Source organism: Psychroserpens citreus (assembly GCF_055686305.1).
Genome location: NZ_CM145999.1, coordinates 1,066,516 through 1,089,175, shown reverse-complemented (window position 1 = coordinate 1,089,175; position 22,660 = coordinate 1,066,516). Strand labels below are relative to the sequence as shown.

The window sequence follows — 22,660 nt, the reverse complement described above, 5'->3', positions numbered from 1 at the left end:
ACTAGTTTTTTAAAATCATCATTTTTAGTGATTTTATGCAACGTGATTTCTGACTTTTTACAACGTCTTTATTTGTATAGTTTAATTCGTTCATAATTTCTTCAAGATCGAAACCTCTATAATAGAATAGGGTTAATACATCTTTACACTTTTGTCCTAATGCTTTAAAAGCTACTTGTAATTGCTTTTGCCTACTAGTTAATTCATTAGTTTCAGTATCAAAAACAAATTCCGTTTCATTTTTAACAAAATGAGAGGTGTCTTCAACTAAATGCATTTTTTTTTGCTGTCTTAATTTGTCATAAATCATATACTTACCAATGCTAAATAAATACGTTTTTAATTCACTTTTTAGATTGTCAATAGTCCCATTTACAGCATTATTTCTTAAGGCAATAATCGCATCTTGATAAATATCGATAATATCTTCTTCTGCAATAGGATATTTTTTTGCAAAGGTCATAAAAGCCAATCTATTGTTTGAATAGATATGTTTTAGAGCATTTTGATCTCTGTTTTTTAGGGCTTGAATAACAGCAATGTCTGTCATATTAGTGTTGGATTCTTTTTGAAGTAAACATGAATAGTAAAAATATAAAAAACTTAGGTAGCATGTTTACCTTTTAAAAAACAGCATACTAATAAGTAGATTATTAACCAATAAAATCAAAAAATCATGGAGTTAAATGAAGACAAATTACACGACTTGCTAGGTAAGGTAGTAACCGAAATGGGAGCAGCAGCCAATGGGCCATTAGTAACAATTGGAGATAAGCTAGGGTTGTATACCACGCTGTCAGAGTTAGGTCATTTAACATCTCATGAGTTGGCCGTTAAAACGAATACAGCAGAACGTTATATTAGAGAATGGTTGTCGGCTCAAGCCGCTTCAGGTTATGTTCAATATGATGCTTCTACTGAGAAATTCTTTATGACACCAGAGCAGTCTATGGTGTTTGGAAACAGGCAAAGCCCTGTATTTATGACAGGTGCATTTTATGCCATTTCTTCAGTTTATCATGATGAACCTAAAATAGAAAAAGCGTTTAAAACTGGTGAAGGTGTTTCTTGGGGAGATCATAATTCATGTTTATTCTGCGGAACGGAGAAGTTTTTTAGTCCATCCTATGAAGGGAACTTAATTTCTAATTGGCTACCTGCAATGGATGGTGTTGTTGAAAAATTAGAAAAAGGTGCAAAAGTAGCTGATATTGGTTGTGGTCATGCAGCGTCTACAATTATTATGGCAAAAGCATTTCCAAAATCTACTTTTATAGGTTTTGACTATCATAAACCGTCTATAGAACAGGCAAATGAAAGAGCTAAAACTGCAGGTGTTACTAATGTTTCTTTTGAAGTCTCAACAGCAAAAGATTTTCCAGGAAACGATTACGATTTTATTACATTTTTTGATTGCTTACATGATATGGGAGATCCTGTTGGCGCTTGTGCGCATGCGAAATCTGTTTTAAAACCAGACGGAACATGTATGATTGTAGAACCATTTGCAAAAGATACTCTAGAAGAAAACTTAAACCCGGTTGGAAGAGCATTTTATGCCTTTTCAACAATGTTGTGTACACCATGTTCTTTAAATCAAGAAGTAGGATTAGCACTAGGTGCTCAAGCTGGTGAAAAACAGCTAAAGGATGTCATCTTAAAAGGCGGTTTTTCAAAATTTAAACGTGCAACCGAAACTCCTTTTAATTTAATTCTAGAAGCAAGACCTTAAAAAAGCCTCATGTTACATGTATTAAATCATTTGAAACATATGTCATACTCTTATTTAAATAGCTTAGATAGTTTTACTCTTTGCAGAGAAACCTAAAAACAATTAGAGTATGACTACTTTTTTAAAATTGTTACACAAATTAATTTATCAAATAAAAAACTATTAATCAATACTTTCTTTATTATGAAGACAAAACTACTCATATTAATATTATTACTCTCAATAATAGCAGAAGCACAAATTACAAAAGCCGAAACTTTTTTAACAGGGACTAAAGTTTCATTTTATCCTAATCAATGCGGAAACACAATACCAGAAGCAGCTGGAAAACTCACGTTTTGTGATGGTATTGAAAACCTAGGTGTTGTTGAGCGTAGCTATGGATTAAATGATAGACGTGTTGAGCGTATGTTGCCTAATCATTTTAACCAAGACGAAATGTTTGTTACAAGCAAAGGTTTGTCAATAAGAAATACTGATGGTACTTGGGAAAATATTCCAAATATTGCGATACCAACCTTTAATGCACAGGGCGATTGGACTAATGCTGGAAAGGTTCAAAATGGATTGGTGTTGCCAGATGGGAAAATTATTATTCAGTCTGTTAATGGAAGTATTGGTCCTATTACTCATGTATATGATAGAGTGTCAAAAACGTTTACTCTCATTGATTTTCCAAATAATAGATTCCCTCAATTATTTGTTTATGATTCTGATAGGGGTTTAACTTGGATTTTGGCTTTTAATTCATCAGACAGATTTTTGTATACATTTGATGGGAATTCACTATCGTTTGTTGCAAATATTACTGATATTCAAGGAACAACTATTCAAATAAACTCTGCGAACTTAATTTATAATCAGGATAATTTGTACTTAGGCAGTATTAATGGATTGCATAAAATAGATGTATCTAATTATGTATCACCTCCATTGCCAGTAACAAGTTATGACAGTAACACTACACCGAGTCTACCCTTTGATCGTGTAAGTGACCTTCAATTTGATTCGAATGGTGATTTATGGCTAACGCAAAGTGTAAGTGGAAATGGTGGTATTGTAAAGTTTGATGTTGTTAATGATACTTATGAATTGTATCAATTAGAAAGAGAAAATAATGCTACGTTAAACCATTCATTTGAAACTTTAGCTATTGATGACTTAGGAACGATTTGGGCAGCGGCAAATACTAGCTCCTCTCTATATAGATTAGACTTCCCTTCTAATAATGAAACATGGAATACTATAACTAATGGAGATTTAATAGGGCTAGGTGTTCCTGTAACGTATGTACCGAGTGAGATATATTTCAGGAACAATCAATTTTATTTTACAACCGTAGATTTTTCATCTAGCAGCAATTCTAATTATGAAGTGATCATTAATAATGATGGTGATTGGTTTGGGAGAAATGATAATGCTGAAAGTAATTTATCTCAAAGAATGAATAGACGGTTTACAAATGTTCTACCAGATGATAATGGTGGTGTTTGGTGGTTTAATGGCTACGATGATATTGTGGTATATAGGGATACTGACGATAATCATCAATCTATTCTTATTGAAAATATAGGCTATAAATCTGCAGCAATAGATACTGATAATAAAGCCATTGTTAGAGGGGGTAGCCCAAATGAGCTGCGAAAAATAGATTTCCCAAATGCAAATTCTATTCAGGTAAATTATAATGAAGCCAATGATATGAAACGTGTGTCAGATCAAATTTGGATTTATAATAGAGGAGGTAAAAAAATTGAAGCTTACAAAGATGATGCATTAGTACATACATATGACTTAGATGAAGATTGGTATCTTAACGCGTATTATTTTGCGGCTGATGATAATGGAGATGTTTGGTTTATAAGAAGCTATAATGGTATAGAAATTAAAAAATTTGATACAACTACATTGACGACTACCACATACGACGTGTCTTCTATTGGAGGCTTAAGTACCTTACGTAAAGTGGTTGCTGCACCAAATGGAGGAGTATGGTTTATTGGCACTTTAGGAGCTGTATATCAAGAAAATGGCGTTTTTTATCCCTTTTTGAATGCTGACCATCCAGAATTGTATTATGTGGTAGACATCGTTGTAGATACTAATGGGAAAGCCTATTTGCTTAATAATGATAGTGCTTCAATTACTACCATAGAAAACCCAACAGATGCTAACCCGGTATTAACCAATACAAGTATTGAAAACGAAAATTCAGTATTACCAGCTTTAGATCATTATAGACCAGATGCTCTAACAATAGATAGTGAAGGTAGTATTTGGACTCATGCATCACTGAATACTTTTAAATTGATAGATACAGATTTTGCGACTGAGTATATTCCACAACCAGAAGTTTTAAATACTACTGATGTTGATTTAAATAATAAGATTGCTATTTATCCAATACCAGCAAAAGATATACTCAATGTAGTTTCTAATATTCCTATGGACTCTTTGGAACTTTTTGATGCGTTAGGAAAGAGGGTTTTAAAAACTAAATCAACTCAACGTTTAGATCTAAGTCAAATCAAATCAGGATTATACTTTCTAAAAATAGTATCCGGAAATAGTGTACAAACAAAAAAAATAATCATCGATTAATGTCCGGTAACACATCAATTAAAGCTAACTATACATTTAGGTTTTGCTTTATGTAATGATTATTATAAATTAATGGTTTACAGGTAATTAATATTAAAAAAAAATCAAAAAAATGAAAACATCACGAATCATATCAATTGCTATTTGTTTTACTCTTTTAATGAGTTTTCAATTAGGTTTCTCTCAAAAAGCTTCCAAAGTAGAATTGCCTTCTACTTATGATTTTGATTATATCTACAAGCTTAAAATGACGCATAAAAAAGGGGACGTAAATTTTGACTATTACTTAAAAAAGGATAAAAAATATTTTGGTTTCGATTCTGCTGAAATGAATAAAGGAGCAGGAGATACTAAAATGTTTATGGTTATGGATAATGATCTTGCTGTCACAGCAATGTTTATGGAAATGATGGGGAAGAAAATTGTTCAAAAATCGAAACTTAAAGCGTCTGATTTTAAAAATGAAAAAGACGACTTTTCAAATTATGAGTTCAAAAAAATTGAGTCTAAATCTATTTTAGGATATGACTGTGAAGGATTTGTTAGTGAAAGCGATGCGGTAAAAATCACTTTCTATATCACAGATGATGTCCCAGTGAGTTTTAATCAAGTTTTTGGTGCTGACAAAAAGAATCTTCCAAAGGGCTTTGACCCAGCATGGATGAAAAAGTATGCAGATAACGGGTTAATGATGCAAATGATTTTTGTAGATAAGAAAAAGGCCAAAAACAGTATGACAATGGAATGTGTTGGTTTAGAAAAAACAGATTTTTCTATAAATGCTTCAGAGTATGGTTCAATGATGTCTGCTTTAGGTGCAGGGAATTAAGCTGTTTGTAAAACACTAGATTGTGTAGGGATGTCTACAATAACTTTGGTCCCAATTGGGCTTTGATTTCTGTCGTATAAATCTTTAATTTCAATCTTATAATCGTTGGTATACCCTTTGGAAAAGTTGGCTAAACGCGCTTTTGTAATCGCTATACCAACAGATTTCCTCTTGAGTAGTTTTTCTTGATTAATCTTATCGGCTTCTTTTCTGCCAATACCATTATCAGTTACCGAAATAGTAATGAAATTCTCCTCTGTTCGGTAAACATGTAATAAGATGTGCTTATCATCTTTTTTTGAAGACAAGCCATGCCAAAGTGCATTTTCTAAAAAGGGTTGTAATATAAGTGATGGCACTTTAATGCTGGCAGTATTAATGTTGTTATCAATTTTTATTTCAAAGTCTATTTCATTAGAAAATCTGATGTTTTCAATGTTCATGTATAATTGCATCGTGTCTAATTCGTCCTCCAGAGAATTTTCCTTTTCCGATGATGCCACTAATATTTTCCTAATAAGCTTAGAGAATTTGTTGAGGTAATACACAGCATTTTCCTTCTCATTATTAATGATGTATAGTTTAATTGAATTTAAAGAATTGAAAATGAAATGCGGATTCATTTGACTTCGTAACATGTCTTGTTCTAATGTCAAAATCTGCTTTTCTTGCTGTAATTGCCGATGTCTATATAAAGCAACCAAAACACTTCCAATAATGGCAAGAGCAAGCATAGAATACCAAAATATTTTTTTATTGCGTTCCAACTTTGATCTCACTATGAGGTTTTCATCTGCAAGCGCTTTTATTTCTTTGTTTTTAGCTTCGTTTTCATATTGAATAATCACATCATTAACATATCGAAGGTTACGATCATTATTTATTGTTTTCTCTATTTCAACAGATTCTTTGTAATGTTCAAATGCTAATTGATAATTGCCTTTTCTATTATATAAATCTGATAAATGCTTATCGGCTTCAACTATAGATGATTTTAAGCTATAGGCTTTTGCAACATCAAGTCCCTTTTTTAAATTGTTTTCAGCTGAGCTAAGCTCATTCATTTTTTCTTGAGCCCAACCCAAATTAATATAAGAAGAAGCAATATAAAACTGATCACCAATTTGAAGGGCTTTCTCTAATGCTTTTTCTATAATCACTCGTGCATCTGGATATTTTTTTTGTTTGATATATACCTGTCCAATACTGTTATAACAAATAACGCGACCTAAGTTTGAATTTATTTGATCATTATATTCTAATGATAATTTATAATTCCGAAGTGCATTTTCTAGATCACCTGTAGCTTCATAGGCATAACCTATGTTTTGATAGTTAATCGCTAAACCTAGACGATTTCCAGATTTTTTTTCAATGACTAAGGACTTTTGAAACTGTTTAGTCGCTAAATCATATTGCTCTAACACGAGGTAAATATTACCAATACTATTTTGGGATACTGCAATATTATAGGAAATTGTCTCAGAAGGGGTTTCTATTGATCGAGAGATGTCTAGAGATTTAGTATGATAATCTAAAGCAGGTTTAACAAGATCCATTCTTCGGTATGCGACACCTATGTTATTGAGACTTACAACTTGTAATTCTTGGTTATTGGTGATATCGGCCAAAGCTTTTGCTTTTTTATGAGTTTCAATTGAACGCTCGTAATAAGATACATTTCTATAAATAACTCCTAAAGCATTGAGGCCATAGCTTTCTCCTTCTGTATAGTTTAATTTATTTGACGTTTTTACCAAATTCTTCATCATTAAACTATCTGTTGAATGTTTTTTAAATAATGAATCTAAAGATTTGTAATTGGTAGGCTTCAAAGTTTTTAAAACCTCAAGATTGGTTTTAAATGATGAAGTGTTGTCGTCTTGCGCAACTCCAATAGTTGAGTTTAGTGAGACTAATAGTAGTATCACTAACAAAACAATTCTGTTGCTAGGCATTATGTGTAGGGAGAAATAATTCACTATAATTTTTCTAAGAAATCTGATTTACGTTGTCTAGCTACAGGAATTTTATGATTAGATTCCATAACAACATAACCTTCATTCTTTATAAATTCTTTAATTTTATTTAAGTTAATAATAAAAGAGTTATGTATCCTGAAAAAATAATGTTCTGGTAGGATTGCATTAACCTCTTTTAATTTTTTGGTAATGACAATGTTTTGCTGTTTTGCCGTTACAATAGTACTATAATTACCGTCAGATTCTACAAATAGTATGTCATCAATATCTAAGAAAATTAATTTTCCGTCAGTATTGATAGTGATTTTCTTTTTATCATACTTTTCATTAAAGCTTACAAGGACATCTTCAATCTTTGAAGAGTTTAGGAGTCTTGAATTAAATTTTTTAATTTTTACAATAGTATCTTGTAAATCATCAGAATCTATTGGCTTTAATAGATAGTCTATCGCTTCATGTTTAAGGGCTTTAATAGCATATTCATCATAAGCGGTAGTGATAACAACAGCAAAGTCTTTGTTCGAAAGCTTTTCTAAAAACTGAAACCCGTCCATAGTTGGCATTTGAATATCTAAAAACAAACAATCTGGAGTATTGCGATTCAAATAATGAATTGCTTCTTCGGGATTAGAAAAGGTTTCGATAATCTCAATGTCATTACTAAAATTAGTAAGCTCCCAAGATAGACCTTGTATGGCCTTAGGTTCGTCATCGACTATTACTGCTTTAATCATATATCAAATATAGAACATAAAATCATATCATATTTGTATTATGTATAGTTAGCACGATTTCCTGTGTAATGTGTTTTAAACTATGTATTAGTTTTCAAATTACCAATTATACACTTTTTATAACCAACCATACAAATTGAAACTTTTAAGCGAATATAATTTGTCATATTTGAACTGAAATTAAGATGGCCAATCGACTTATGTCGAAAAAAATAGAGTGATCGTGGGGATTCACTTTTTGATTAAATGCTATTAATCATAAAAAAGTCAGGGTCAAACCTGACTTTTTTTAAATCTTAATTTCAATTAACACGACTTCATATTAGTAAATAGTTTTAGTTAGTTTAGTTAATTATTAGGGGAAAAAAGAGAGCATGAAACTGCTCTCTTTTTTGTTTCATTTCGATTCAATTTTTCTATATCTATTTATCTAGGAAACATCACTGGTGACACTGATTTTAATAAGATTATACTTACGCTTTTAATTGTAATTTGTGTTTTATAACACCCTAATAATCAAATAGTTAAAATTATTTTTAACATTTCTTTGATTTTTTTGAGAATTCTTCATTGTTAAAAACTTGTTGAAAAGCTTTCTCAAAAAAGCCTAAAATATCTCATACATTTTTGAATCTTTGTTAGTCCCAAATCACACTAAAATTTTCAGCTAATTTTTTAATTAAAAAAACCAATTAATATGTCTCAAGTTGTAGAACCAATTTTGCAAGAAAACAAGGATAGATTCGTGATTTTTCCAATCCAACACCATGATTTATGGGAGTGGTATAAAAAATCTGAAGCAAGTATGTGGACTGCAGAAGAAATTGATTTACATCAAGATATTACAGATTGGACAGATAAATTAACTGATGATGAACGCTATTTTATCAAGCACGTTTTGGCATTTTTTGCTGCAAGTGATGGTATTGTAAACGAAAATCTAGCTGAAAATTTTGTGAACGAAGTACAATATAGTGAAGCCAAATTTTTCTATGGGTTTCAAATTATGATGGAAAACATTCATAGTGAAACTTATTCATTGTTGATAGATACGTATGTAAAAGACGAAAAAGAAAAAGCAAAGCTTTTTAATGCAATTGAAACTTTTCCTGCAATTAAGAAGAAAGCAGATTGGGCATTAAAATGGATTGAATCTCCAAGTTTTGCAGAACGATTGATTGCTTTTGCTGCAGTTGAAGGGATTTTCTTTTCTGGATCATTTTGTTCTATTTTTTGGTTGAAAAAACGTGGTCTTATGCCAGGTTTAACTTTTTCAAATGAATTAATCTCACGTGATGAAGGAATGCACTGTGATTTTGCAGTACACTTACACGAAAATCATTTGGTGAATAAAGTACCAAAAGAGCGTATCAAAGAAATTATTGTAGATGCTTTAAATATCGAAAGAGAATTTATTACAGAATCACTTCCTGTAAGTTTAATAGGAATGAATGCAAAACTCATGTCTCAATATCTTGAGTTTGTAACCGATGGGCTTTTAGCTGATCTTGGGTGTGATAAAGTTTATAATACAGCTAATCCTTTTGATTTCATGGATATGATTTCATTACAAGGGAAAACTAACTTCTTCGAAAAACGTGTGTCTGAATACCAAAAAGCGGGTGTTCTTAACAAAGAAGAAGAAGAAAACAAGTACGATTTCGGTTCAGATAATTTCGATTTCTAGAACCAATCAGTAAAGACAGAAGTATTTTAATTGGCCAACTAGACATATTGAAATTTTAAATTTCAGAAGACAGTACCAATTTTGATTTCAAAATAAAACCTAATAATTAATCCATTATTAATCAACTCCTTATTGATTAATAACTAACTAACCCTTTTTCTGAATGGTAGCTTCGAAAAAGGCCCTAAAAAATGTGTAACGTATGTATGTAGTTAAAAGAGACGGAAGAAAAGAACCGATAATGTTCGACAAAATCACGTCGAGAGTTCGTAAATTGTGTTATGGACTTAATGAACTTGTAGATCCAATTAAAGTAGCTATGCGAGTAATTGATGGTTTATACGATGGTGTAACCACAAGTGAATTGGATAATTTAGCTGCAGAGCAAGCGGCAACAATGACCACTGCTCATCCTGATTATGCACGTTTAGCAGCACGAATTTCTGTGTCTAACTTACATAAAAACACAAAAAAGACCTTTAGTGAGGTCATGACAGACCTATATACTTATGTAAACCCGAGAACTAATAAAAAAGCGCCTTTACTTAGTGATGAAGTGTATAAGGTGATTATTGATAATAAAGATAAATTAGATTCTTCTATCATCTATAACCGTGATTTTGGTTATGACTATTTCGGTTTTAAAACTTTAGAGCGTTCTTACTTATTAAAATTAAATGGTAAGATTGCCGAACGTCCACAACATATGCTTATGAGAGTATCTATTGGGATTCATCTTAATGATTTAGATGCAGCCATTGAGACTTATGAGTTAATGTCTAAAAAATACTTTACACACGCTACCCCAACACTATTCAATTCTGGAACACCAAAACCTCAAATGTCATCATGTTTCTTATTAACAATGAAAGATGATAGTATTGATGGTATTTATGATACATTAAAGCAAACAGCAAAAATTTCTCAATCTGCAGGTGGAATAGGTTTGTCTATTCATAATATTCGTGCTACTGGAAGTTATATTGCAGGAACTAACGGAACAAGTAATGGTATTGTTCCAATGCTTAAAGTGTTTAATGATACTGCACGTTACGTAGATCAAGGTGGAGGAAAACGTAAAGGAAGTTTTGCGATGTATATCGAACCTTGGCATGCAGATATTATGAGTTTCTTAGATTTAAAGAAAAATCATGGTGCCGAAGAATTACGTGCTCGTGACTTATTTTACGCCATGTGGATGCCAGATTTATTTATGAAACGCGTTCAAGAAGATGGTGAATGGACCTTGATGTGTCCTAACGAATGTCCTGGATTATGTGATGTGCATAGTGAAGAGTTTGAAGCGCTTTATACTAAATATGAGTCAGAAGGTAAAGGCCGTAAAAGTATAAGAGCTCGTGAGCTTTGGGAGAAAATTTTAGAATCTCAAATTGAAACAGGAACGCCTTACATGTTGTATAAAGATGCAGCAAACCGTAAGTCTAATCAGAAGAATTTAGGAACCATCCGTTCGTCTAATCTGTGTACTGAAATCATGGAGTATACCTCTAAAGATGAAGTTGCTGTATGTAATTTAGCTTCGATTGCACTTCCAATGTTTGTTAAAAACGGAGAGTTTGATCATAAAGAATTATTCAGAATTACAAAACGTGTAACAAAGAATTTAAATCGAGTAATCGATAGGAATTACTATCCTGTTAAAGAAGCCGAAAACTCTAACTTCCGTCACAGACCAGTTGGATTAGGAGTTCAAGGTTTAGCAGATACCTTTATCAAATTACGTTTACCATTTACAAGCGATGAAGCTAAAAAATTAAATCAAGATATTTTTGAAACACTATACTTTGCCGCAGTTACAGCAAGTATGGAAGAGGCTAAAGCAGATGGGCCTTACGAATCTTACGAAGGCTCTCCAATAAGTAAAGGAGAATTTCAGTATAACCTTTGGGGTATTAAGGATGAAGAATTAAGTGGACTTTGGGATTGGGCAAAATTGCGTAAGCAAGTGCTTAAAAATGGTGTGCGTAACTCACTATTAGTGGCACCAATGCCAACAGCATCTACGTCTCAAATTCTTGGAAATAATGAATGTTTTGAGCCTTACACATCCAATATTTACACACGCCGTGTGTTATCTGGAGAATTTATTGTAGTCAACAAACACCTATTAGAAGACTTAGTGGATTTAGGTCTTTGGAATGAAGGTTTAAAAAATGAAATCATGAGAGCTAATGGGTCTATTCAAAATGTAGAGAACATTCCTCAAGATATTAAAGAGCTTTACAAAACAGTTTGGGAGTTGAGTATGAAAGACATTATTGATATGTCACGACATAGAGGATACTTTATCGATCAGTCACAATCCCTTAACTTGTTTATGGAAGGTGCAACAATGGCAAAATTAACGTCTATGCATTTCTACGCTTGGAAGAGCGGTTTAAAAACCGGAATGTACTATTTACGTACCAAGAGTGCTGTAGATGCGAAGAAAGTAACAATTACAAGAACTGCAAAGACAGAACCGGTTGCCGAAGTTCAAGATGTAGCTGTTGAAAATGTCGCTCAAAAACAACAAAAAGCTGCTGAAACCGCAGCCAAGTTTGCAAAGCAAACAGCAGAAAAGGCAAAGCCTGAAACTGCAAATGTAGATGTAGAACCAATGAGTGCTGAAGAAATGAAAGCCTTAATTGCTCAGGCTAAAGAAGCCGAAGGTGATGATTGCTTAATGTGTGGTTCTTAATAATTAAGTGTTATTTAAAAAAAAGCATCTCAATTGAGATGCTTTTTTTTATGTTTGATGTCTCCTAACCATTAATTTTTTATGAATACAGAACCATTTATAATTACTGATGATCTTCTAGCCAGTAAAGGCCAACGTTTGTTGCATCATTTTATTGATTTAATTCCCCAATATGCGGTCATGTATGGTTTATCTTATGGATTCTTTTATATAGGTGAATTTACAGGCAACTATGCTTTAGATGACTATTGGAATGGAATGTCTGAATTAGAGGATTATGCATTTAGTTATTTATTAATGCTCGTATATTATTTTTTAATGGAGCGTTACACGTTTAGAACATTAGGTAAGTATGCAACCAATACTATGGTGGTATCATATGATGGAAGTGAACCTACCAATACGCAAATTCTTAAAAGAAGCTTTAGCCGATTAATACCTTTTGATGCCTTATCCTTTTTAGGTGCTAATGGTAAAGGTTGGCATGATTCTATTCCCAAAACATATGTGGTAAAGATTGATAAGTTTAAGGAAAAGAAAAATGAAGTATTCGAATTGGAGCAAATTGGTCAAATAGGAGAATCAATGTAAATTAGTTAGTATCATACATTTGAATTATGAAAATAAATCAAGGTAAGAGGCTCAAAGAAGTAGCCAGTGTGTTTTTTAAATTAGGTTGTTTTGCATTTGGAGGTCCAGCTGCCCATATTGCAATGATGGAAGACGAAATCGTTACCAAGCGTAAGTGGATGACTCGAGACTATTTTTTAGATTTAATTGGAGCAACTAATTTAATTCCTGGACCAAACTCTACCGAAATGACCATGCATTGCGGCTATGAACGCGCAGGTAAAATTGGCCTTTTTGTGGCAGGGTTATCCTTTATTGTACCAGCTACAGTTATTACGGCTATTTTGGCATATTTATATGTATCATATGGTAGCTTACCAGAAGTAGAGCCCTTTGTCTTTGGAATAAAACCAGCTGTTCTAGCGATTATTGCTTCTGCAATACTCAAATTAGGTAAGAAAGCTGTAAAATCTACTGAATTAGCTATTTTAGGGAGTTTAGTACTAATTGCTAGTGTTTTAGGTGTTAATGAAATTATCGCTTTGTTAACTGCAGGAATTTTAGGAATGCTATACTTTTCGATTAAAGAAAAGACTATTAAAAGTGCTAATAGTGTGTCCCCTTTAATATTGTTACCTGGTTTAGGAACTTCAGTATTAAAAGTGTCAACGTTGAATGTCTTTTGGGTGTTTTTAAAAGTTGGTGCTATACTTTATGGAAGTGGTTATGTTTTATTTGCATATCTAGATGCCGAATTGGTGACTAGAGGTTGGTTAACTAGAGCTGAATTGATTGATGCGATTGCTGTAGGACAATTTACACCTGGACCAATTTTATCAACATCAACATTTATCGGATATCAATTATCGGGATTCTATGGTGCATTAGCAGCAACAGCTGGAATATTTCTTCCCTCATTTTTATTCGTTTTGATTTTAAATCCGTTGATTCCTAAAATGCAAAAGTCTACAGTTTTGCGACACTTTTTAAGTGCTGTAAATGTGGCTGCTGTAGCTGTAATGCTAGCCGTATTACTACTAATGATGAAAGAAACTTTAATAGATTGGAAAGCTATACTTATTGCGTTAATTGCCGTTATTTTAACCTTTAAAACAAAAAAAGTAAGTCCTATATGGGTGATTGTTATTGGTGCCGTTATGGGCTATCTATTGATGACTTTCTTATCTTAGTGAGATAACGTATCGGTCCCTAAATACCCATCATCTTTATTATAATACCAAGCTCTATTTTTAGGAAGTTTAATATGATTAATGATTTCGGTTTCAGTAAGTAAAATATATTCACCGCTATCCTTTTTGAGGATTCCATTAGCATCAGTTTTAAAAAACTGATAGATTTCCATTGCATAGGTTTTTGGATTAAAATAGAAAAACCAAACATCGTTACCTACATTTTTTTCATAAGATACTTTTAGTACAAGATATGCTTTGCCTTTAAACGTTTTTAGTTCTACTTCATCATGTATAATGGTCCCCTCGTCATTTAATTTCATTGGTAATCCGTAGAGGTAAGTGTAATAATTTTTATAAAGTTCTGCACGATCACAACTCAAATTGTGAGTTTTTAATTGTGCTTCGGAAATATCCTCCGAACCATTTAATCGCATGCTGCACTTTCCTTTGTCTAAGGTGTATTCTGTAGTGACTGTATCTCGTTTGGCACTTACATAAAAATAATCTTGAGGCAAATTGATAATAATCTTACTGTCCCGATTTGGGTTATTTGGTGTTTCCATGGTGACAAGAAGTTCACCATTGAAGGTTGGCCACTGTCCTTGTGGGTCATGATATTTGATTGCTTTTTGAAGCAGTTCCTTTCCGCTAATATGTTGCGCGATGAGCGATTGAAAACTTAAGACAGCAATAATTGTTATAGATAATATTTTCATGAAATTCTATTTAGAATACGAATTTAAACTATTTGATTTTAATGTAAGAATCCTATATTTGAGGGCACTAACCAAATCTTTTATCTATGAATCATATAAAATATACAGTAACACAAGATGTTTTAGCAACTAAAGGTATTCGTTTTGCCAATGTTCTTATTGACTATATCATTAGATTTGTACTCGTAATTGTTTTAGGTATTTTAATTGGTGTTATTTCTGAGCTTACAGGAAGTTATGGATTATATGATTTGGTTGTGGAGTCTGATAGCCGTATAGTTGACTATGTTTTTGGAGGCATAATTATTTTAATCTATTACACAACAATTGAAACTTTAACAGGACGTTCTATTGGAAAATATATTACTAAAACTAAAGTGGTTTTATATGATGGGAGCAAACCTACCTTTAATGACATATTAATACGTTCGTTATCTCGCTTGATCCCTTTTGAGGCTTTTTCATTTTTTGGGGATGATGGTAAAGGTTGGCATGATTCTATTTCAAAAACTTATGTTGTTGACATCGCAAAGTTTGAAGCAAAGAAACAAACCTTTGAAGATTTAGACGACATTGGAAAAATAGGAGAATAGACCAATAAGAATAATAAAAAAAACCACCTATTAAAGGTGGTTTTTGTACTAAATATGTTGTTTAATTATTCGCTTTCTTCATCAGAAGTACGCTCATCTGAAACTGTTTCTTCTTCAACCACAGTAATTGTTGCAGGTTCAACAGAACTATCAAATGAGTTATGATATTCCTCCAATAAATTCATTGTCGCATCTAATAAATCTTCAGTTTCAAGAAGTAGACTAAAATACAATGTTGTATTCTTAGGACTCGATTCTTCTGTATGAGTTCGTTTAACTTGTTTTTCAATTTTTTCCTTCACAAGATTATAAACTTGAGATTTTTCATTTAAAATAGCTCCAATTTGTTCAAAAGAACTTGAGTTAAAAGCATCTTTAGTTTCATTGAATAAAACTTCTAAAGCATCATCAATCTCTTTAAGCTCCCTAATTTGGCTAAATTTAAGTTTCTTGTGATTATTGTTAATGTGCTTATGACTTACTTTTGAGATATACTCTAAAGACTGAGTCATGTCTTGTAAGTGACCTAGTATGTTGATGTAAAAACTACTAGCTCTAAGACTCGTTTCATCTAAGTTTTTAATAAAATAGAAAATATTATCGCGTAAGGTTTCTACTTCAGTAGATAGTTTATCTATTTGTTTTTGATTCTTTTTAAGAAGTGCCAAATCTTGAGAGGCTAAACCTCTAATTGCATTGGTGTAAATTTTATTCCCACGTTTTACTACGTTGGCAATGTTTGTAGCACTTTCATGAATGATACCTTGTACTGAGCGACTGCCTGTTTCTTTTATACTATCTTCATCAATAGACTTGTTTGCATTATTTTTATGAGATTTATAATTTCTATATAGTAAAAATGCCGTAATTAATAACAGAATAGGTGTCATTACTCTTGGCTCCCAATTGATTAAGAATACTACGATTCCTGCAGCAGTAAAGGCACCAATTGCAGTACCAAACCAACCTCCAATAACATTGAGAACACCAGCTACTCTATAAACTGCACTTTCTGCTCCCCAAGCACGATCTGCTAAAGACGTACCCATGGCTACCATAAAAGTTACATAAGTGGTAGATAATGGTAATTTCATTGAAGTTGCAATGGCAATCAATACACCAGCAACCATAAGATTGACAGATGCTCTAATCATATCAAAAGCAGGAGCTTCAACACTTTGAGCTTTAGTCAAGTTTTCTTCAGGTTTGTGGAAGCTTTTAGCTATACGTTCTTGAGTTGCCGTTGGGACTATAGAACTCAATGCTGTAGATAACCAAGATGTTCCTTTTACTACAGCTCTTGATAAAGCATTAGGCTCAAATTTTTCATGAGATTCACCTTGACGAGATAAACTAATTTCAGTTTCAGCTACTGTTTTAGCCTTTTTAGAAAACCATAATGTTATAACCATTATGCCTCCAGCTATAAATAATAAGAAAGGCTCTGCTGGCATTTTCTTATCCAAAACATCCATCATAAAACCAGTAGCTGCACCGCCATCTAAAACCCAAGCTTCGTAAGAGTGATACGCCGCCATTGGAACCCCAATAAAGTTCACTAAATCATTTCCAGAGAACGCTAGTGCTAAACCAAACGTCCCGACAGCAATGACAACAAGAAGAATACTCTTCTTTGTTATTATTTGAAACGCATGAGAGAATAAAGCAAAAATTGCAAATCCAATACCGATAATGTATAATTCGTTCCCTTCAACATATCCTTTTAAATCTTTATAATACGGTGTACCTTTTAATCCTTTCATGAAGATGAAATATAAAATGGCAGTCAATGCTAATCCTCCAAAAATTGCACCAAAGCTCTTCATCTTTTTCTCATATTGAAATGTGAAAATCAATCTAGAAATCCATTGTACAAGAGCTCCAACACTAAAAGCGATAACAACTGATAATAAAATACCACTTATAATTTCTAAGGCCTTGGCTGTATTAATGAAACTACCCAAATCTGAAAAGGTGTATGCTTCAGAATGTCCAATTTTAATTAAAGCTGTTACCACAGCTGCACCTAATAAATTAAATACAATAGATACGGTTGTTGATGTTGGTAGACCTAATGTATTAAAGAAGTCCAATAATAGAATATCAGTAATCATAACTGCCATAAAAATGAGCATGATTTCATGGAAATTAAACATGCCAGGAACAAATATTCCTTTACGTGCTACTTCCATTAATCCACTCGAATACACGGCTCCAATAAAAATCCCTAAGCTAGCAACTATCATGATAGTTCTCATAGAAATTGCTTTGGAACCAATAGCAGAATTCAAGAAATTAATTGCATCATTACTAACTCCTACTATAATATCTGCAATTGCTAAAACAGTAATAGCAATGAGCATAAATAAGTACATGTTATCCATAATTGTTTAATTTAAAAAGGTTTGCAAATATCTTAAAACTATTTCGGTAAAGTGTTACCTTATTGTTATGTTTTCCTTGCTTAAAAATGAAAATCAAATCCTAATCTAAATGTGATATTGTCTTCATTTCCATCCACTGTAGTGTAACTTATATCAGATTGAACTTTTAATTTATGTCCAACTATAAATTTATTAAATCCTAAAGTATATTGATCAGTTGGTAAAGCGCCAGTTACACTTTCGTAGTCTACAGTTGTAAAACGTGCAGCAATTTCATAATTACTTTTAAATAGGTAACCTGCTTGTAAGTTTAAGGCATTACCGGTTAGAACGATATCTCCAGTTGGAGTTGTTCCGTCAATTTCTGTTGCGATTTCATCATCTGCAGTTCGTTTCGCATATTCTCCCATAAATGAAAATCCATTGTATTTAAATACCGCATCGGCAAAAATTGTAGTCTGATCTGTTTTATATAATGAGCCATCTGCTCTCAACATATAATCTCCAGCAAAACCTCTTTCTCTAACAGCATCTTGGTTATAGTTGTATGTGAAACCGAGCATTAACTTAGGTTTTTCTTCACGTTTCAAATCTGAATGACTATAATCTCCTTTGGATTTAAATGTTCCAAACGGTAAAAATTCAACACGAGCAGTATATTGTAACCCTCCTTCATTGCCTTCGGTTACATTACGACCTTCACCTTGAGAAAGAGATAATTTTTCACGCATTAAAAAGTGCTCTCCCAATTTGGTTTTATGACGTAGCTGTATACCTAGATCACGATCGATATTAAAACGACTGTTTAATAAAGAACGATCAATCAATTGTAAATTTCCAGATGAGATAACACGTTCAACGTTACCAGGTAACTTTGTTTGTCCAGCCCAAAGTTCCCAATTTTCTGCAAAGTTCCACATAAGAACTGCATCCAAAATGTAACGAGGTGTATTTCTATTAAATTGATTAGCTCCAGATATATCACGGTTAGATAATCCTAGCTCAATTTTATATCTTAATTTTGGGCTATATGCGAAACCGTCAAATTTTAATCGGGCTCGCCGTACTATAAAATTATGCTCTGGGCTTCCGTACTGGTCTCCATCGTGATCCCATGATGAAACAGAGCGCACTTGAAAACGCGGTGCAAATTTAATACTGAAAGAACTGTCTTTAGCTGTAAAGTTTATAAGTCCTTTTCCAAATGAAGTATCACTAATTTCTTGTGAATTAGAATAACAGAAAACACTCAAAACGAGTATTAGGGTAAATTTAAATTTCATATTAAGTTATTAGTTTTTGTCGCTGCAAATAACCGACTCTAATGTTAACTTAATGTTTCCTAATAATTAATTTTACAATAGGATTTAATAAAAAAAAGGCTGCTTTTATTGTAAAAAGCAGCCTCATTAGAATTCATAAATTTAGCCGACAAAAACTAATAACATTATGAAAATCTAATTATAGTGTTTAAAACACTTGTCAAATATGAGAATGGAAAGTAATTTAAATGTAATGTTAGTATTATCTAATTATTAACATTTATAAATAATTGATAATCAGTGATTTAAAATTCTAATGTTAATTTAATGTTATCTAAATGTTTGATTATTGTAAAGTTTTTTTTAGCTTTGTTAAGCAACATGCCATAAATTCTAAAATCACTATGAAAAAGATACTTACTATTGCTTTAATGTTATGTGTTTCACTAACATTTGCTCAGGAATCAAAAAAAGTTGACATCAATAAAGATGGTGATTTAACTGTCGCTACATACTATTATGACAATGGAATGATTGAACAACAAGGCACTTTTAATGAAGCTGGAGAACTACATGGAGTATGGACAAGCTATGACCTTGAGGGTAATAAAGTTACAGTTGGAAAGTATGACAATGGGCATAAAACAGGTAAATGGTTATTTTGGTCTGATAATAAACTGAAAGAGGTTAACTATGTAGATTCTAAAATAACTAGCGTAAGTGAATGGACAGACAAAGTTGAATTAGCAGTGCATAACTGATAAAAATAAAATTTTAAAAATAAAAAGCCCCAACCAATACGGTTGGGGCTTTTTATAGAGACTAATTCAAAACTTTAGTTTAGAACTTATAAGAGTACCCTAATGATATTTCGGTGCCAGGTTCTCTTAAAGAGAAGGTTTGATTTTGAGCACGAAATGATTCGTAATCACTTTTACGCTTACTGTTCAAAATATTAGAGATTTTAAAGTCAATAGATGATTTTTTATCTTCACCAAATGCTTTATTTAAGGTGAAATTTAAACTATTAAAGGGTTGAGTATAAACATCAGGTACAAGTCCAATTCCAACTACTTGTAGTGTTTCTCCTTGAACATTATAAAATAAACCAGTTTGTAATCCTATGTCATCATTGCTATAATCTAATCCAAAGTTGATTACAAAAGGAGCTTGTCCTTGTAAATCTCGTTCTCTTTCAATAGTTTGACCTTCTCTTGCTGCCAGTTGTCGACTTGTAAATTCGGCCTCAGACATGGTTAGTTCTGATTTGGTTAATGAGATATTTGTAGAAAACTTTATATTATTTAAGCCTTCAGTTATAAAGCCTAAACGCTGTCTCAATTCAAATTCTAAACCATATACTTTGGCATTACCTAAGTTGGCAACGGTTAATTGTGTTGGTGCTTGTAAAAAGAAGGATTGTTCTATTGGATCTTTAAAATCTTTGTAGAATCCACTAATCGCATACATTTGACCTTCGTCTCCAAAGTGCTCATATCGCAAGTCGAAGTTATTCACATAAGTTGGGACTAGATCAATATTTCCAATGAATAACCTGTTGGTAATAGGGTCAAAAATTCGAGCTACAGATGATTCTTTAAAAGATGGTCTAGCTGTAGTTCTTGAATACGAGGTTCTTAAATTAGAATTATCGTTAAGCGCATAGATTAAGTTAGCAGAAGGGAACAGATCAATTTCATCGAGTATAGTTTCTCGTTCAAATGCTTTTTCATTGTTCTGACCTGTATAATACGATTGAAAAAATTCAGTACGAATACCTAAAACAGTTTTTAATGTTTCTGATATATTAAATTCTGCAGAAATATAAGTTGCACCAATATTTTGCTCGCCTTCATAGGCATCTATTGGATTAAATTGGTCGCCAAATACTAGAAACGTTCCAGAATCTGTTGTTGGATTCCATATATTTTCGAAAGCTAATAAATTATCAGCATTTCCATCGGCTACAAAAGAATCGTCTCCTTGAATATTAAATGTATAATCATCAATGCTGAAATCTCTAAACTTATAGGTATAACCTCCACCAAATTTTAATTTAGCAGGACGTCCAAAAAGTTCAATGGTTTTGTCAAAATCTACCTTTCCAGCCCAGTTTTCTTCAATTAGATTTCTCCATAGTTGAATTGGAAATGTAGATGCCGATGGACTCACAAAAAATTGACCTTCACCAGATTCCTGAAAAGGGGTTATTCGATGCGCTTTATCCATAACCTTAGAAAAGGTAGGAGATAATTTCCATTCAAAATTAAATGCGTTGTCATCATTACTCAAACGATGTTTACCACCAAGCAACACATTTGTTATAGAACGCTCTGTATAGGTTAGTGCATTTTTAATTAATGGTTCTATACCACCACCAACACCATCTTGTGAGATATCTTGTTCAAAAAAACCAGCAGTAGATTCACCATTTTGAATATGTAAAACATTTGCCTTGAATTTAGACTGGCCTGTTTTATATGTTAATCCTAGCATTCCATTAAGAATTACAGTATTAATCCCTTCAGAACCTCTTGAATCTAATACCGATTTTAATTCTGTATCAGTGGCATCATCAAAATTCTTTACAAAAGCTCCGTCGTTTCTGTTTTCGTAGAAAGTGGTTTCATTTTTATAGGAAAATGATGCTTGGTATCCAATTTTGTCATCTCCTAAATCATATTGATTGCCTAAGGTAAATCCGAAATCGAAGTTCATACCACTAGTTTCCTGTTTTGCTTGAAGCTCTTTTTGAAAACGATTGGTAAGCGTCGTTAATAATAATCTATTATCAAAAGTTCCGGGAATCTGCTGGTAACGATTAATGGGTAAGTTTCTTGTGCCATCATCAAAACCTAAAATATCAGTATCACTTCCTGTATAGGTTAAATATTTGTCATTAAAGTGCATGCTTGGGTTGTATCCAGTACCTAATGAAATGGTATATTCGGCTTTAGTTGGAAAGTCTTTAGTGACAATATTAACAATACCACCTGTAAAATCTGCTGGATATTCTGCTGAAGCCGATTTCAGTACAATGACATTGTCTAAAATATTAGTTGGAAATAGATCCATTTGAATGGTGTTTCGATCTGGATCTAAACCAGGAATATCGATTCCGTTTAGAATGGATTTGGTATAACGGTCACCCAAACCTCGAACATATACATATTTTCCGCCTTCAATTGATACTCCAGGAACAGCTTTTACGGCACTTGCTAAATTACTTGCTCCAGTACTTTTGATGGATTGAGCAGACAAACCATCCATTACTACAGCAGACTTCTTTTGCATATTTAATACGGCACTCTCAGTGTTACGTTTTACACTAGTAGTGACAATAATAGTATCTAAAGAGTTGGTTTCTAAGGTCACGTCTATTTGAGTGACTTCTCCTGGCTTAATAACAACATCACTAATCTCTTGCGTATTGTAACCAACAAAAGAAAATACGATGGTATAAGTCCCAGGCTCTAAATCTATGGTGTACTTGCCATCAAAATCTGAAGTTGTTCCTGTAGTTGTTCCTTTTACTAATACATTAGCAAAAGCCATAGGTTCTACAAACTCACCATCCATAATTGTTCCAGCTAATGTTCCTTCTTGTGCATTAACAAAACCAATACATGTTAGCAAGGTCATTATAAGTGAGTAAATATTTTTTTTCATAAGTGTT

16 protein-coding genes are annotated in these 22,660 nt (G+C 32.5%); 9 read left to right on the top strand and 7 right to left on the bottom strand.

What is annotated here, in order from left to right:
• Position 1: 1 nt before the first annotated feature.
• The gene (locus ACTU6T_RS04875; protein WP_460220137.1) at positions 2-550 is read right to left on the bottom strand and encodes an RNA polymerase sigma factor; all 549 of its coding nucleotides are present in this window, start codon (positions 548-550) and stop codon (positions 2-4) included.
• Between the two features lie 126 nt (positions 551-676).
• On the opposite strand from ACTU6T_RS04875, the gene ACTU6T_RS04870 reads away from it, so the two are divergent.
• The 3 genes from ACTU6T_RS04870 (at position 677) to ACTU6T_RS04860 (ending at position 5,162) form a co-directional block, all read left to right on the top strand.
• Positions 677-1,732 (top strand): class I SAM-dependent methyltransferase, encoded by a 1,056-nt coding sequence (locus tag ACTU6T_RS04870; protein WP_460220136.1) that lies wholly within the window; start codon positions 677-679, stop codon positions 1,730-1,732.
• Positions 1,733-1,915: 183 nt separating this feature from the next.
• On the top strand, positions 1,916-4,333 hold the full coding sequence (locus tag ACTU6T_RS04865; RefSeq protein WP_460220135.1) for a T9SS type A sorting domain-containing protein: 2,418 nt from the start codon (positions 1,916-1,918) through the stop codon (positions 4,331-4,333).
• A 112-nt stretch (positions 4,334-4,445) separates the two neighbouring features.
• A complete protein-coding gene (locus ACTU6T_RS04860; RefSeq protein ID WP_460220134.1) occupies positions 4,446-5,162 on the top strand; it encodes a DUF4412 domain-containing protein in 717 nt (238 codons plus the stop codon).
• On the opposite strand, the gene ACTU6T_RS04855 is transcribed toward ACTU6T_RS04860, so the two are convergent.
• Entirely contained in the window at positions 5,159-7,060 is a 1,902-nt protein-coding gene (locus ACTU6T_RS04855) for a tetratricopeptide repeat-containing sensor histidine kinase (protein ID WP_460220741.1), read from the bottom strand. The genes ACTU6T_RS04860 and ACTU6T_RS04855 overlap by 4 nt on opposite strands.
• An 83-nt stretch (positions 7,061-7,143) precedes the next feature.
• Positions 7,144-7,878, bottom strand: coding sequence for a LytR/AlgR family response regulator transcription factor (locus tag ACTU6T_RS04850; protein WP_460220133.1), 735 nt, complete (start codon positions 7,876-7,878; stop codon positions 7,144-7,146).
• 697 nt (positions 7,879-8,575) lie between these two features.
• Here ACTU6T_RS04850 and ACTU6T_RS04845 point away from each other — a divergent pair.
• The 4 genes from ACTU6T_RS04845 to chrA all read left to right on the top strand — a co-directional run bounded on the left by ACTU6T_RS04845 (position 8,576) and on the right by chrA (position 14,026).
• Positions 8,576-9,565, top strand: coding sequence for a ribonucleotide-diphosphate reductase subunit beta (locus ACTU6T_RS04845; protein WP_460220132.1), 990 nt, complete (start codon positions 8,576-8,578; stop codon positions 9,563-9,565).
• A 202-nt stretch (positions 9,566-9,767) separates the two neighbouring features.
• Complete coding sequence (locus tag ACTU6T_RS04840) at positions 9,768-12,266, top strand: ribonucleoside-diphosphate reductase subunit alpha (protein WP_460220131.1); 2,499 nt, start codon at positions 9,768-9,770, stop codon at positions 12,264-12,266.
• A gap of 81 nt (positions 12,267-12,347) precedes the next feature.
• Positions 12,348-12,857: an RDD family protein gene (locus ACTU6T_RS04835; protein WP_460220130.1), complete on the top strand. Its 510-nt coding sequence runs from the start codon at positions 12,348-12,350 to the stop codon at positions 12,855-12,857.
• Positions 12,858-12,883: 26 nt separating this feature from the next.
• Complete coding sequence (gene chrA / locus ACTU6T_RS04830) at positions 12,884-14,026, top strand: chromate efflux transporter (protein ID WP_460220129.1); 1,143 nt, start codon at positions 12,884-12,886, stop codon at positions 14,024-14,026.
• Here chrA and ACTU6T_RS04825 read toward each other — a convergent pair.
• The gene (locus ACTU6T_RS04825; protein WP_460220128.1) at positions 14,023-14,745 is read right to left on the bottom strand and encodes a DUF6503 family protein; all 723 of its coding nucleotides are present in this window, start codon (positions 14,743-14,745) and stop codon (positions 14,023-14,025) included. The genes chrA and ACTU6T_RS04825 overlap by 4 nt on opposite strands.
• Before the next feature lie 86 nt (positions 14,746-14,831).
• Between ACTU6T_RS04825 and ACTU6T_RS04820 the strand changes: the two genes are divergently transcribed.
• Positions 14,832-15,338, top strand: a complete 507-nt coding sequence (locus ACTU6T_RS04820) for an RDD family protein (RefSeq protein WP_460220127.1) — start codon at positions 14,832-14,834, stop codon at positions 15,336-15,338.
• Positions 15,339-15,403: 65 nt separating this feature from the next.
• Here ACTU6T_RS04820 and ACTU6T_RS04815 read toward each other — a convergent pair whose 3' ends face one another.
• Positions 15,404-17,722, bottom strand: a complete 2,319-nt coding sequence (locus ACTU6T_RS04815) for an inorganic phosphate transporter (protein ID WP_460220126.1) — start codon at positions 17,720-17,722, stop codon at positions 15,404-15,406.
• Between the two features lie 80 nt (positions 17,723-17,802).
• Positions 17,803-19,005, bottom strand: a complete 1,203-nt coding sequence (locus ACTU6T_RS04810) for a porin (RefSeq protein ID WP_460220125.1) — start codon at positions 19,003-19,005, stop codon at positions 17,803-17,805.
• Between the two features lie 383 nt (positions 19,006-19,388).
• On the opposite strand from ACTU6T_RS04810, the gene ACTU6T_RS04805 reads away from it, so the two are divergent.
• Entirely contained in the window at positions 19,389-19,745 is a 357-nt protein-coding gene (locus ACTU6T_RS04805; protein WP_460220124.1) for a toxin-antitoxin system YwqK family antitoxin, read from the top strand.
• A 79-nt stretch (positions 19,746-19,824) separates the two neighbouring features.
• Here ACTU6T_RS04805 and ACTU6T_RS04800 read toward each other — a convergent pair whose 3' ends face one another.
• Positions 19,825-22,653: a TonB-dependent receptor gene (locus ACTU6T_RS04800; RefSeq protein WP_460220123.1), complete on the bottom strand. Its 2,829-nt coding sequence runs from the start codon at positions 22,651-22,653 to the stop codon at positions 19,825-19,827.
• Between the last annotated feature and the right edge of the window lie 7 nt (positions 22,654-22,660).